This window comes from Alcanivorax sp. (genome assembly GCF_017794965.1).
Lineage (GTDB): Bacteria > Pseudomonadota > Gammaproteobacteria > Pseudomonadales > Alcanivoracaceae > Alcanivorax.
Window position 1 is genome coordinate 3,352,585 of sequence record NZ_CP051240.1, and the last position, 14,127, is coordinate 3,366,711.

The following is a 14,127-nucleotide window of genomic DNA, read 5'->3' on the forward strand; positions in this document are numbered from 1 at the left end:
TCTTCCGTAATTAGTTGGCGAACCAGTTTATTGCCAGTTCGCTTCGTTCCATTTGGTTTCACCCCATACTGCCTCGACAGTCGTACCGGTACAGGCACTAACAGTGGTACTGGGCACACAAGGGTCAGCGGGATCCGGATCAGCTACGTTGTCACCAAAGCCGTCACCATCGGCATCTTCACTTTCGGTAAAATCATCAGGGAAGGCATCTGAATTATCGCCGACCCCGTCGCCGTCAGAGTCGGCGCTTTCATCGGGGTTCTCCGGGAAGGGATCAGTATTATCCCCTACACCATCACCATCCGTATCTGCCGTTTCTCCTGAGTCGTTCGGGAAAGCATCAGTGTTATCGCCGACACCATCGCCATCGGAGTCCACGGTCTCGTTCCCGTCTTCCGGGAAGGCATCCGCATTATCGCCCACGCCATCGCCGTCAGAATCAGCGGTTTCTTCCGGATCATTCGGAAACACATCCGCGTTGTCACCGACACCATCGCCGTCGGAGTCCACGGTCTCGTTCTCGTCCTCTGGGAAGGCATCCGCATTGTCGCCCACGCCATCGCCGTCAGAATCAGCGGTTTCTTCAGGATCATCGGAAACACATCCGGACCGACACCATCGGTCGGAGTCCACGGTCTCGTTCTCGTCCTCTGGGAAGGCATCCGCATTGTCGCCCACATCGCCGTCAGAATCAGCGGTTTCATCATCGGGGAAGGCATCATCACGATCAGGGTTGCCAGGTGCAAGATCGTCGGCGTTCAGGACACCATCACCATCAATGTCAGGATCGGTACTGTCCGGGTCACCATCGCCATCCAAGTCGCTCTCGACCTTCGCGGGGGCGGGATCGGCAGGGGCAGCTAAGGCTGTGCTGGTATCCACTTCATCCTGCCCCGTATCCGCCGTTTCATCGGCCACGACCGTGTTGGTCTGACCAACCGTGACGCCATCTGTGCCGGGAATAACCAGCATTGACGGGTCCTGAGTAACTTCTGTCGCCAGGTTAGGGATGTCACTGAAGGCATTCAGGGCCTGCCCATCTGACTGGCCATCAATCGTTCCATCAGAGAAATCCTGCAGCAGCGCAGAGAACATGCTGTCAGCAGACTCTTCACTGGCGGCATTTGCCTCTTTCGCCTTTTTGGCAAGCTCTGCCGACAATGCAGATACAGCCTCTACAGCCGTACGCAGCTTAACCACTTTGGCCTGGTCATCGCCGGCAGAAGTGATGAGAGGAGGACTGGAAAACAGATCGACATCATCACCAAGCAGGTCAAACCCTAGAGCGCTCTTCACTTTTTTCTGAGCAATCCCCAGAGCCTGAAGCCACTCATCCTGGGAAACATTGCCATCACCATTACCGGCAAAGCCTCCGTCTGGGCTGTCTGCATTTTTCAGAGCTAACTGCAAAGCCAGCGTACTAAGGGGGGTAGGATAATTCGTTCCACCGTTTGCGATGTCTTCCGCAGTAGAGACGGACAGCAATCGGCCAATGACCGGCGCCTGGCCTGTGGTCAGATCAATGGTGTCAGCATCTGCTACAACTTCAACGATCACAGTGCCTGTAGTGCCATCGGGCACCGAAACCCCCGAGAACGCGGCGCTACCATTGGTATCACCTCTATCCAGCAGTTCGCCAAGTCCGTCAGGCTGATTCGGATCAGCGGCATACAGCGAGACCGCCGCGTTGGCCAATGGGCCTTTCACAGCAGAGCCCTTAAGAGCCGTGCCAGATGAACCGCCACCATCGTTTGAGGAGCCTCCCCCACCACTACTGCCACCGCCGCCGCAACCAGCGAGCAATAGCGCAGCAACGAGGGGGGTGAGGGCAAAAATTCCCTTCATATATTTCCCTTCCCTGAGTTGGTCTTGATATTCCAAGGTGCCAAACTAGCAAAATGCGACTTGTGTCTCAATTCTTTCGTGACATGAGACACAATTCATTTGCCGTTGCTACAAAAAACCTAATGAGGCATGGGCTTAATAGTCGCCATCTGGTTGCAATTAGCTTCATCTATAATATCCCCATATGGGGGATGCGCGCTTATGACTCCCTGCTCAATACTAGTAGTCAAAGCTTCGTGCCGGTTTCTTCCCGGGTTTCCCGCCAAGCCGTACACTGGGCCAGCTCACCGTCTTCCAACGTCCCGCCCGGCACCCCCAACTTGTCGCCCCAGCGATGGCTGAGCAGCAACACCTTGTCATTCTGAATAATCAGGCACCCGGCGTTGGCCAGGCACGCAAGACCCAGGTGCCACCAACGACCATGTCTTCAACCGCCTGACCCATTCTCTGGAAGTCTCCTGTGTGGGCCGCACTCCGTGCGTTACTTCGCTACGCCACGCTCCCACATCATGATCGAAAACCGCCTTCGGCAATCCAGCTCCGATCCTGCCTTACGTAGTTCTGCGATAAAAAAAGCCCCGCATCTGCGGGGCCTCTCGAATACAGAGATCAACACACGTTCATTAAGACCTACTGGATTGCCGCCCAGTTGAAATCACTGGAGGTGCTCCATACATCGCTCCAGATCTCGCCTTCCTTGGCTTCATCGCCAATGGACACGACACCATCAGACTCTTCCCAGGCAGAATCCTCTGAGTACAACCGGAATTCCCAGAAGTCTTTCCCGTCACCGAGTTCATCTGCACTGTAATACACCAGACTCCATAGCTCGGAAATGACTTCCTGCCCATCAACGAAGGTCAGCTTGATCACATTGGTGTCGAAGTCAGTGAAGGTCACCTGGAACACTTCATCATCTCCTGTGCCGTCGTCAAAGACACCATTATCACCGGGCTCAACAACGGTTGCATTACCGGCACCATCAAAGGTCAGCATGGCCTCATTCCCTTCTTCATAGAAGGTAGTATTGGCCAGCATTGCCACACTCAGTGCGTTACTATCGTGGATCTGCTCACAGGACGCACGCACCTCATAGTAATCCGTCACGGAGTTGAAAGTTTCCGGCTTTTCGTTGATGTCATCCCAGCCGGAATCATAATAACAACCCAGCGCCTGACCATCCGGATCGGTCTCGGACCAGGTCCAGTTCCAGATTTCACCGTCCTGCATGGTGGTATCCATATAGTCCTGATCAGACTCCAGCCAGTAGTAATCCTCATAGAACACCTTGAACTGGTATTCGTTACCGTCGGAGTACAGCAGGGTCAGCACGTCGTAGCCTTCTACCATGCCACCTTCGGTAAGTGAGTATTCCAGCATGACCTGATTGGTCCCGAAATCCGAAACAGTGACGAAGAATGCTTCATCGTCCCCTGTGCCCTTGATCTCGTCATCACCGTAATCCAGGCCTGTGGCGCTGTCACCATTCAGGCTGAAGGTCATTTCCCCTTCACCGTCATAGAAGGTTTTATCCGCCAGGTCGGCAGCAGAGAACGACGGCAACGGGCCATTCTGCAGGTCACAGTCGGCAATCACGTTGCTGTAATCATCCAGTGAGTTGAACACCAGCGGCTGGTCATTCATGTCGTCCCAGCCAGATTCATAACCACAGACCAGAGATTGTGACTGTGAACCGACCCGGTTGAAGAGGTAGCTCCCTTCATCCGCGTCGGTAAAGGTGAGCACAGTCCCGTCGATCTCTATCGCTTCACCCTGCTGATCCGCTGAATCATCTGCATTGAACAGACCGCCCGCACCATTGGTATCTACCGATACCGAGGTAGCCTCGAAGTTATAGCCATCCCAACTATAGAAGCCAAACTCACCGGACAGCGCCTGAGGTGAACAGGTATCGCCATAACACTCCTGATTCTGAGTATGCACGATGGCGTACTCAGTGGAGGACAGGAAGGTGAGGATATTCAGGTCATCGCCTTCGCCGAGAACCCAGGAGCCCACCAGGGGCAGCGCCTCATCGACAATACGATCAGCACCGAAGCCATCATCAGTGGTAAAGGCATCACCGTTCACCTGCAGATTGAACGAGGCACCATCCAGACCACCTTCTCCGTCAGACTCTTCGATCATGCTGGCGGTAAAGGCACCGGTCTCCTGATCCCAGCTATAGGTGCCGTACTCGGCAGAGCCGGCCGTCTGATCGGTGTTGTCACCCTCGTGGAACACCACGTAGTGAGTGTTATCGATAAAGGTCAGGATGTTGCGCTGACCAGCGCCCTCATCGATCAGCCAGCTGCCGATCAGAGGATTACCTTCATTTGCCAGCTGCATGCTGTCGGCAAACTGCTGTGCGGCCTCTTCATTAAAGAAGAAGGTTTCCACGTCATCACAGCTGTCCCAACACACCTCGAAGCCATTCCCCAGAGCAGCCATATGACCGGCCCCGATATTGGGGTCGCTAGCGATATGCCAGGTGATCACATCGGCACCAAACGTCAAGGAGCTCTGCGTCATGGAGAACGCCAGCACTTCCGGCATGTAGTAGCTATCAGCAAACGAGGGCTCATCAGATGTCCGCTCGCTCAGCTCGACGGTACCGGCACCGATCACCTGAATCTTCTCGATGATCCAGTCACCTGCATCGCTATACACGTTATAAACCGGCGCCTTGAGAAGCTGAGGGCCCTGGAAGTTCTGGGTATACGTGGCACCCGGAGTTTCGGCTACTGGCAGCGCATTCCATGCCGCCTGTGCTTCGCTCAGGGTGTGGTAGAAGCGATCCACGTTATCCGGGGAACCATCTTCGTTACGGAATACCACTTCCAGATACTGCTCGGTGTTACCGAGGAAGTTGATGCCGGCGCCAGACACGCTGTCACCCAGCTGGCCGTCAGCATTGATCGCAAGGGCAATCCCGAGCTCCTCACACTGATCGCCGGCAATACCGGTAACGTCCACGGTCAAGCCATCTGCAGAGAACACCAGCTCACTCAAGCCACGGTCGCTATTGGTAATCCACTCGCAATTAGCATCGTTGACATTGCCGTACCAGACATCGTACAGGGTACGACCTGCCAGCCAGGTGTGGGAGAAACGCTTGGTATCGAAAGTATCGGCGTGTACATCGGCCAGATTGAAGTAGAACGCATCGTAACCGATCCAGTCAGCCAAGGAGTAGAACTGACTACCCTCACCATTGCGGCAGATGTCCAGCGCAGTTGCAGAATCAAGGATATCCTCATCATCAATCCAGCAGCTCTGCTGCTTGCCATCCACCACTTCGGCATCGGCAGTCACATAGTTTGGCTGATCAAAGTCGGGAGAAGTCAGTACCAGCACCTGGTTGTCCTGTTCAAAAACCCAGTTACCGGAAATGCTTTCATCGTTACAGGCAGAGGTCCCCTCGAAGGTACCGCCAGCATCGAATGCCATGCGCACAAAGGTGGTTGTGCCCGCACATTCACTGTCATCGCCATCTTCTACATAGACATCGTAGACCGTCTGGCCCGAGAAGCTGGCAGGATCGAAGGCGGCAGCCTGTGCGGACGCTTCAATGGTCACGGCAGCAGAATCCACGCTTTCGGGTGTTTCCTGGGCATCCGTGTAGCTGGCATTCACATAGACATCCAAGCCCACATCTGCCTGCTGAACGTCATAGGTCGGACCGAAGCCGGCGCTGACTGCATTCACAAACCACTCATACGTCACCGAGCCCATACCGTCTTCATCGGAAAGAGTGTTGTTTGCTGAGAGGGTATTGCCCGGTGCAGGCTCACCACTGATGGTGACCTCGCCCTCCGGCAGATCGTTGACATTGTTTACCGGGGTAGTGTCAGAGGACAGCAACACCTGGTTGCCAAACACGCCATCGTTGAAGGTCACCTCCACGGTGATGTTCTGGCCCACTTCTGACTGGGTGAGCACCAGACTGTCCGTGGTGGCCCCGACAATATCTGCGCCAGCGGCTTTCCACTGGTAGCCCACAATGACAATTTCACCATCCGGATCAGACAGGTCATTGGTCGCCGTAAGCACCTGATCTTCGGTGTTGTCACCGGTGATGGTCACGCCACCGGTATAGGGGTCATCCGCATCGAGCACCACCACCGTCTCGGAATCCACTTCGGTGAGATTGTCGTCGCCATCGGTGTAGCTGGCGCGGACAAAGATGGACGCTCCAACGTATTCCTGACCCGGGGTAAAGGTAGAACTGCTCTCGTCATCAATCGCGCCGCCATCGGCATACCACTGGTAGCTGATCACCAGCGGATCGGGACCATCGGCGTCAGCCAGGTCATTGCTCGCGGTCCAGGTCTGGTTCTGGGTATCACCGGTAATGGTCACGGAGCCAGTGGGCAGGTTGTTGAACTGAGCTACCGGTGCAGTTGGCTCAGAGGTTACGGTTTCGGTGGAGTCGCGGCTATCCGGGAAGGTGATCTCCACGGTGATGAGCGCGCCCACGTCCGCCGTTACCAGGGTATAGGTGGCCGCATTGGCACCACCGATATCGCTACTATCGCGCTTCCACTGGTAGGTAGTTTCCGCCGGAGGCGTGCCCGGCAAGCCGTCGTCATCACTCAGACCGGAGAGGAAGTTGGCAACCGACAGCTCCTGGGTGTCCATGGCCTGTCCGGTAATGATCACGGAGCCCTGAAGCGGGTCGTTTACGTTCTCAACGGCAATGGTTGGCTCGGAGGTATCACCACCCGAACCACCGAGATCGTCGCTGAATGTCACCTGCACGGTAATGGCTTTGTCGACATGGCTATCGTCGAGGAGCAGCTGGTCACTGGTTTCCCCATCCAGCAGCTGGCCATCGGCAAACCACTGGTAGAGATACTCGACGTTCTCCAGCCCATCTTCATCGGTAAACTCAGGCACCGCCTGCAGGGTCTGATCTTCTTCCACGGTACCCGTGATAGTGACAGAACCCTCACTCCCATTGTCCACGTTGGCAACTGGCAGGGTGGCTGCGGTGGTGACAGTCTGATCGGCGAAGGTGCCATCGGTGTAGGTCAGCACCACACTGATTGCCTTTTCTACCTGGGCCTGGCCAAGCAGCAGGGACGACTGGGTGGCACCGTCAATGGTCTGGCCATCCGCCAGCCACTGGTAGCCGGTGATGGTCACCGTGCCATCCGGGTCCACCAGATTATTGCTGGCGGTCAAGGTTTCACCTTCTTCCGGGACACCCAAGATCTCCGCGGAACCGCCGGTAGGGTTGTTATAGGTGTTCGGAATAGCGGCAGTTAGGTTGGAAAAGACTTCCACGGGGTCAAACACGCCATCACTGACAACCACGCCCGCACTGATCTGTTGCCCCACATGGGCCTGTTGCGGAGTAAAGGTTTCCCCGGTAGCGCCATCAATCGTAGTACGATTTTCCTCAGTGCCGACATACCACTGATACGCTTCGTAAGAGAGCGTGCCATCGACATCACTAAGCTGCTTATCGAGGCTCAGTTCTTCGTTCTCATTGCCTGTGCCTACGATGGTGAGGGTACCAGCTGGGTCATCGTTCACCGGCGTCACATCAATGGTAATAATGCTCACGGGAGAACTTTTCTCGCCATCGCTTACACTGTAATCCAGCACCACCTGACCTGAGGAATTTAGATCCGGAGTGAACTCATAATAGGATTGCCCTGCAGGCAGTACCTGACCGTCTACGGTATAGGTCAGGGTATCGCCCTGGGCGTCAGAGCCGCCAAGATCGATAGTGATAACACCACCGTCCTCTGGCCCACTGCCGCTAACCGCAACGATCTGAGGAGCTGCCTCACAGGCCGCGCCCACACCATTGTCGTTGGCGTCCAACTGGTCATCTTCATTGGCGCCATTCTTGGTGTTGATACAGTTATCAACATCGTCTTTGACGCCATCAAAATCGGTATCGGCAACGGTGACCACTTCTTCGGGCTCCACCGTCACGGACTGGTCCACGGTTACCGAGGTACCGAGGCTTTGCGCTTCGCTGTCGAGCACCTGGGTAATATTACCCACCGGTGTGGAGGTGCCGGGAATAATCAGATTGGCAACCGGCACCGCATCCACATCAACACCCGCAAGTTCCGGCAGATCGTCCTCACCCTTCTTGCCGTCAATCACGCCATCACTGAGGTCCAGCGCCATGGAAGACAACACATCGGTAGCAGAGTCGCCTTCCTCAGAGGAGTCGGCGGCCGCATTGTTCAGCACCGCAGAAACCGCCTCTACCGCCAGACGGTAGGCCGCCACCTGGGCCTGTTTTTCCGGGGTATCGGTGTCGTCGTTCAGTACCGGCGTAGCGGTAAAAATGTCCACCGACTCATTGAGGCCAAAGCCCAGCGTGGACTTCACAGTATTCTGGGCGTCGCTGAGATTCTGCTGCAGGGTTTCCGGGGTGGCGCCCTTGCTGGCCGCCACTTCGGTGGCCAGCGAGGTCAGCGGTGTGGCCACCACCGGGGTACCGCCATTGAGCATGTCGGCAGTAATCACGGTTTTCATGATGGTGATCACCGGTTCAACGCCTGTGGTCAGATCCACCGTGTCATCATCCGCTTCCACCACCACGATATAGGGAGCCCCCGCGGGATCCAGACTCAGGCCAGTGATTTGCGCCTGGGCATTGGTAGTGCCAGTACCCACCGGTGCGGCGGCGCCAATCAGATCCGCCGCTGAATAGTCCAGCGCATAGGCTTTCACCGTGGCATTCACCAGCGGCCCCTTCACCGCAACCCCTTTGACGCTGGTGCCGGAGCCAGTCGGAGGCGTTCCCCCGCCCGACGAAGCTCCACCACCAGAACTAGAGCCACCACCGCCGCCACAAGCCGCCAGTAGCGCAGTAGACAGCGCAATGGCGAGCGGCAGCTTCGCTTTGGATCCCAACATATTGATTCCCCAGTTTTGTTTGTTCACTACTTGTCAGTTGCAGAATACCCGCCAGCCTTTGCAGCCCTCATCCCCCATTTAAGGGATGAGGGCTGCAAAGTCTTATCGCGAATTAACGGGCCGCTTCAGCCACTGTCCCTCAAATCTGCGAAGAGTCTTTTTCCGAGCCCTAAATCTATGGGATGCACAAACCATCCCGCATCACCCATTTGAGGTATGCCGTTACAAAAGTTGTTAGCCAAAAGTTAATGAATTTAATTCAATGCCAATTCGGAGTGATTAAAAGGGCGAGCACAGGGCAACGGCGCCTTTTCCCGGCGACAACGGGAGGCAAAAGCAGGATCAATGGCTGAGGATAAGGCGCCTGAGCGCGTCAGGAAGGAAGGGACGTGCCGGGCTACGCCGGCACAAGGGCATTCAGGTGCGGTCGATCAGAGTTGCTTGAGCACCCGGGCCAACAGAGTGGCAAACACTGCAGGCTGCTCCATTTGCGGAAAGTGCCAGGTGCCGGGTTGCAGCCATTCGGTGACATGGCCTTCACAGCGAGCTCTCGCGGCATCACCGATCAGATCACCATTGATGGCATGGACAGGACAGTGGAGCTCGTTGAACGCCGCCTCCGGGGACCAGCGCAGCAGGTCGGACCAGAGCGGCAGCATGGCTTCAGCAGGGGCTGACGCCATGTCCTTGCCCAGCGCGATCTTCTGGTCTGCGGGCAAGTCCGGCCCCGCATTATTGGCTACCAGGTTGTCGATGGCCGCAGGAAAGTCTTCATAGAACCCTGCCTCAACCCCCTTGGCACCCTCTTCATCCAGATCCCCATAGGGAATCACAAAGGTATCCACCAGTACCACGCCCCTTACCGGCTTGCGTCGGGCCAGCTCCAGTGCCACGGCACCGCCCATGGAGTGGCCCACTACAATGGGGTTGTCCTCGTCCTGTAATGCGTCGGCCAGGCAGTCCGCCAATGCGGCCACCGTCCAGGCGGCCGGGGTCACGTTCCGCGCCTCACCATGCCCCGGCAGATCCACTGCCAGCAGCCGAACACCCTCAGGCGGGCTATCCAGCAGCGGCTGCCAATGGCTGCGCCTGCAGGTCCAGCCATGCACCAGCACCACCGTTTGCGCGCCGTCGCCACTTTCCGTTACCGGCAGGTTCTGGCCATCCGCCAAGGTCCACTTCAACTCCACCATGTGATGCCATCCTCTGTTTTGACACTTTGCCACCCATCCGGGAAAGTGTGATGCACTTCTAATTTTGTCGCCAACCCGGTACCTTAAGAGGCACTGAGGGGAACGACAATATAATCATGACTGCTTCTGCATGTAAGGGATTGCAGGGGAAAGCACACGAGTCACTGCTGGACACGCTGTATGACGCGCCGTGCAATCCGGATGCCTGGCCCAGGTTTCTCGATCAGCTGATCGAGGCGACCGGCTCCCGCTCTGCCCGTATGCTGGTCATGGATCGCGCCGCCCAGTCGGTGAAATCCAGCATCAAACAGAATATCGACGACGCCGACCACCAGGCCTATGTGTCCCACTTTGTGAATACCTGCCCGTGGCGCCCCGAACTGAAAGACAAGGCACCGGGCCAACTGTATTCCAGCTACCTGGATTTTTCCTGTCCGCAGAAGCAGTTCTACCAGACCGAATTCTATAACGATTGGGCCTCAAAACAGGATATTCACCATGGGGTTTGCGGTACGGTCTGGCAGGATGACCACCAGACGGTGCAGCTGCTGATCCAGCGCACCCGTGGACAGGGCCACTATCAACGGGAAGAGACCAACCGCATCAACGAACTGGTGATGCATGTGCGGCGCGCGTTGCGTCTGCAGAGCCAGGTCAGTGCGCTCGACCATACCCGCATGGCGCTGGAACAGACCCTGGAGATTCAGGCGCAGCCCTTTGCCCTGGTGGATCGCCACGGCAGGATTGTGCACCTTTCCGGCGAAGCAGCAGCGCTGCTCGACGAGCTCCCATGCACCCACACGTTCAACCAGACCCTGACCCTGCAAGACCCGCGCCTGCAGGCCGATCTGTTATGCCTGCTGGAGCAAGTCACCCGCCCTGACAACGATCCCCGCGCCGGGGCCGGTGGCGTCATCATGCTGCCACGGACAGTGACTGAAGGGGTGCGCTGCCTGGTGAGCCCGCTGCGCGGCAACCCGCTGTCGCAGCATTACACTGACAGCCGCCAGCCGCTGGCCATTGTCTATTTCCAGGATCCTCGCGCCGAGGTCTATATTGATCTCAACTGCCTGATGCAGCTGTACGGACTGTCCGAAGCCGAATCCCGAGTGGCCGCGGGCATCAGTCGCGGCCTGGGCCCGCAACAGGTGGCCAACACCTACCAGCTATCGGTGCATACCGTGCGCACCCAGCTGAAAAGCGTGTTCACCAAGACCGGCACCACACGCCAAAGCGAACTGGCCAAGGAAGTACTCACTTCGCCGGCAGTACGTCACTGGCGGAACCCGGATCTGGTGCTGTCTCGCTCTGCATAGCGTCACCCGCCACCTGCAGAAACTGTTCAAACTGGTATTCAAAACGCCAGCGGTCCTTGCTCAGCGAGGATAACGGATACCAGCCAATGGCCGAGACTTCCGTCATCGCCGAGCGGGGCACATCCACCGCCGCCCCGGCCTCCACTGGCTGCAGGAGATGGCAGCGGTAAAGATGAAAACCGTTGCTCATCACCGCCAACCGCCGGCCTACCGTCACGGCCATGCCCGACTCTTCAGCAGTCTCCCGCCAGGCCGTGCACTGCGCCAACTCGCCCTCTTCCAGCGTGCCCCCCGGCACCCCCAGCTTGCCACCCCAGCGATGGTTGAGCAGCAATACCTTGTCATCCTGAACGATCAGACAGCCGGCGTTGGCACGACGGTCGTCCTCCTCGCCGGGCACGCGGGGGCAGTCCGCCAGGGTCATGGTGGGCAGGAGAAGCAGCGTTGCGATGAGGCGGCGGTTGGTGGTCATGAGGGTAGATTGGCGTTTGCGGATGACGCTGTCATGGCATTTTTCCCGGGGCTTTAGGTTTTAATCGAGCGCTCTGGGAGAGTGAACAGTTAACAGTGAATAGTGAATAGTGAACAGCGGAGAACACACCGTTTTTTCCGGCGCCGGCACTCGCACATAAACCTGGTGCGCGGCCCAAGATCTTCGAGATAACCCCATGCGCGACCGAGCAACTGTTCACTGTTAACTGCCCCTCCAGCTCCCGGTATTGCATCGGCGCGCACCGCGGGGCATCCGCTGCAGCACATAGACAAAAGCGTGACCGTACTCTGTCTGCAACTTCTCGCGGCGGTACACCCGAGGCACTTCTTCCAGGTGATCCAGCGAGGCCAAGGTCAGCGCATCCACCTCATACACCTCACCTTGAAGAGATTGCGCACCCGGCATCCAGGCGCCGGGGTAATCACCCAGGTCAAACAGCTGAAAATCTGGCGGCGACAACGTCTTCCCCACAAACCGTGCCCGGCGCAGGTAATGGTGATTGCTGTAACCCTGTTTCAGGGCGCCGACACTCGCCCAAGCAGTGGTGCGCGGCCACGGGCCTTGCAGAAAAATCACATGCGCGACCGCGCAACTGTTCACTGTTAACTATTCACTGTTAACTGATTAGTGGCAGCCTGTGCTCCATGGTCGCCGAAATCACATCGTCCGGCACGATGATTTCGGTGGCCAGCGGCAGGTGGTCGGACAGTTTGCAGTCTTCCAGCACGCGGGTGTGCTGGCTGGTCAGGCCTGGGGACAGCAGGATGTGATCAATATGTCGGTCCGGCGCCCAGCTGGGGTAGGTATTCAGGTTATCGGCCATTACCGTGTCCAGCCCCAGCTCCGACAGCGGCGAGGCATCCAGGTGTTCCAGCCGGCAATTGAAATCCCCCATCATCACCACATACTTGTACTCACGCAGCAACCGATACAGGTAAGCGAGCTGGGTATTACGCACCTTTTCTCCCAGTGCCAGGTGCGCCACCACCACCACCAGCGGCTGGATCGGGTGGCCGTACTTGATCACGATGGCGCCGCGCCCGGGCAGGCCCGGAAGGCGGTGGTCCGTAACTTCAAAGGGTTGGAGGCGGCTGAGAAAGCCGTTACTGAACTGGCCAAGGCGGCCCAGATTACGGTTGAGCTGTTGATGCCAGAAGGCAAAGTCGCCCAGGGACGCCAACCGGACCAGCTGGTTCATATTGCGTGAACGCAGGCTGCCGCCGTCCACTTCCTGCAAGCCCACCACATCGAAATGGCTGATCACCTGGGCGATCTGTTCGATGTTTTCCACACTGCGGGGGTGGGCAACCAGATGTTTCCAGCTGCCGGTGATGTAATCGCCGAATTTCTGCGTACCGATCCCGGCCTGGATATTGAAGCTGATCAGCTTCAGGGTATTTTCCGGTAACACCACTTCACGGGTCTGGCGGGTTTTTCTGACCCCCTCCCGAGCGAAGGAAAAGCCCGCAGGGCGGGCTTTCCAGTCACGATAGGCAGTGCGTGCCTTGTTCAGCAGCATGGCTTAACCGTCGTTCTTTTCCTTTTGAGCCAGGTACTCGATCACTTCGAACAGCTCCTGATTGCTCTTCAGGTTGGAGCGCAGGATCAGGTACTTGCCGTTCACCACGAAGTTGGGGACCCCGGGGATCTTGTAGTCCCGGCTCAGGGCATCGGCCTGACGAATCTTGGTCGACACGCCGAAAGAGCTGTACAGCTTGCTGAACTGCTCCGGTTCCACGCCATACTTGCGGAAGAAGTTGGTCAGGGCAGGCTCGCTGTAGAGGGGCTCACGGTGCTTGTGGATAGCATCAAACAGGGGTGCGTGGATTTCGTCCACCTTGCCCAGCGCCTCTTCCACGTAATAGGCACGGGCCAGCGGCTCGGCGTTACGCAGGAACAGCACCGGAGTGCGCACATAGTCGATGTACTCCGGCTTGTCTTCCAGCCAGTTGTCTACCGCCGGCTCCAGGGAATAGCAGTGCGGGCAGCCATAGGAAAAGAACTCACGGACCTCCACCTTGCTGGGGTCATTCACGGAACCCTGGACATCCAGAATCTTGTAGTGGGTATCCAGCGCAAAGCGGGAATGTTCTTCCTCGGCATGGGCCGTAGTGGCCATTCCCAGGGTCAGCAGCAAGGCCGTAACGAAGCGAAGCATGTGGAGTCCTCTCCTTTTTGTTAGTGTCCGGCAGATGTGACCACCGGCAACGCGTTTTTCTCCCGGTCAGGGACATTATCTTTTCATGATAGCAATAAAAAGGTGAAGGACGCATTTCCGTGAAAGCCAGACCGGCACACACCCAGGGATGCCTGCCCCACCTGGAGCCCGACAAGAAGTTCATCGTGCAATTGCGGGAAGGTGCTGCTACCTGGGCCTTCCTCCAGGAGCGTC

General features: G+C 57.3%; 9 protein-coding genes. 1 reads left to right on the forward strand and 8 read right to left on the reverse strand.

Annotation, left to right across the window (positions count from 1 at the left end; all coding sequences use genetic code 11):
- Nucleotides 1-27: 27 nt before the first annotated feature.
- The 4 genes from HF945_RS14645 to HF945_RS14655 form a co-directional block, all read right to left on the reverse strand.
- A complete protein-coding gene (locus HF945_RS14645; protein WP_290523305.1) occupies nucleotides 28-1,881 on the reverse strand; it encodes a hypothetical protein in 1,854 nt (617 codons plus the stop codon).
- A gap of 190 nt (nucleotides 1,882-2,071) precedes the next feature.
- On the reverse strand, nucleotides 2,072-2,251 hold the full coding sequence (locus HF945_RS17390) for an NUDIX hydrolase (RefSeq protein ID WP_366492917.1): 180 nt from the start codon (nucleotides 2,249-2,251) through the stop codon (nucleotides 2,072-2,074).
- A 224-nt stretch (nucleotides 2,252-2,475) separates the two neighbouring features.
- Nucleotides 2,476-8,733 carry a hypothetical protein gene (locus HF945_RS14650; RefSeq protein WP_290523306.1) on the reverse strand — a complete coding sequence of 2,086 codons (6,258 nt, stop codon included), beginning with the start codon at nucleotides 8,731-8,733 and terminating at the stop codon, nucleotides 2,476-2,478.
- Nucleotides 8,734-9,164: 431 nt separating this feature from the next.
- Nucleotides 9,165-9,926: an alpha/beta hydrolase gene (locus HF945_RS14655; protein ID WP_290523307.1), complete on the reverse strand. Its 762-nt coding sequence runs from the start codon at nucleotides 9,924-9,926 to the stop codon at nucleotides 9,165-9,167.
- 116 nt (nucleotides 9,927-10,042) lie between these two features.
- Between HF945_RS14655 and HF945_RS14660 the strand changes: the two genes are divergently transcribed.
- Nucleotides 10,043-11,242 carry a helix-turn-helix transcriptional regulator gene (locus tag HF945_RS14660; protein ID WP_290523308.1) on the forward strand — a complete coding sequence of 400 codons (1,200 nt, stop codon included), beginning with the start codon at nucleotides 10,043-10,045 and terminating at the stop codon, nucleotides 11,240-11,242.
- On the opposite strand, the gene HF945_RS14665 is transcribed toward HF945_RS14660, so the two are convergent.
- From HF945_RS14665 to HF945_RS14680, 4 genes are all read right to left on the reverse strand, one after another.
- Entirely contained in the window at nucleotides 11,181-11,714 is a 534-nt protein-coding gene (locus HF945_RS14665) for an NUDIX domain-containing protein (protein ID WP_290523309.1), read from the reverse strand. The two genes, HF945_RS14660 and HF945_RS14665, sit on opposite strands and share 62 nt — an antisense overlap.
- 222 nt (nucleotides 11,715-11,936) lie before the next feature.
- Nucleotides 11,937-12,311, reverse strand: coding sequence for a gamma-glutamylcyclotransferase (locus tag HF945_RS14670; RefSeq protein WP_290523310.1), 375 nt, complete (start codon nucleotides 12,309-12,311; stop codon nucleotides 11,937-11,939).
- Nucleotides 12,312-12,351: 40 nt separating this feature from the next.
- Nucleotides 12,352-13,254: an endonuclease/exonuclease/phosphatase family protein gene (locus HF945_RS14675; RefSeq protein WP_290523311.1), complete on the reverse strand. Its 903-nt coding sequence runs from the start codon at nucleotides 13,252-13,254 to the stop codon at nucleotides 12,352-12,354.
- Nucleotides 13,255-13,257: 3 nt separating this feature from the next.
- Nucleotides 13,258-13,893, reverse strand: coding sequence for a thiol:disulfide interchange protein DsbA/DsbL (locus HF945_RS14680; protein ID WP_290523312.1), 636 nt, complete (start codon nucleotides 13,891-13,893; stop codon nucleotides 13,258-13,260).
- Nucleotides 13,894-14,127 lie beyond the last annotated feature (234 nt).

Bases quoted from the DNA above. Each gene is read 5' to 3' on its own strand.
- HF945_RS14650 (WP_290523306.1), bottom strand. From the start codon at position 8,733: ATGTTGGGATCCAAAGCGAAGCTGCCGCTCGCCATTGCGCTGTCTACT.
- HF945_RS14675 (WP_290523311.1), bottom strand. From the start codon at position 13,254: ATGCTGCTGAACAAGGCACGCACTGCCTATCGTGACTGGAAAGCCCGC.
- HF945_RS14655 (WP_290523307.1), bottom strand. From the start codon at position 9,926: ATGGTGGAGTTGAAGTGGACCTTGGCGGATGGCCAGAACCTGCCGGTA.
- HF945_RS14665 (WP_290523309.1), bottom strand. From the start codon at position 11,714: ATGACCACCAACCGCCGCCTCATCGCAACGCTGCTTCTCCTGCCCACC.
- HF945_RS14680 (WP_290523312.1), bottom strand. From the start codon at position 13,893: ATGCTTCGCTTCGTTACGGCCTTGCTGCTGACCCTGGGAATGGCCACT.
- HF945_RS14660 (WP_290523308.1), top strand. From the start codon at position 10,043: ATGACTGCTTCTGCATGTAAGGGATTGCAGGGGAAAGCACACGAGTCA.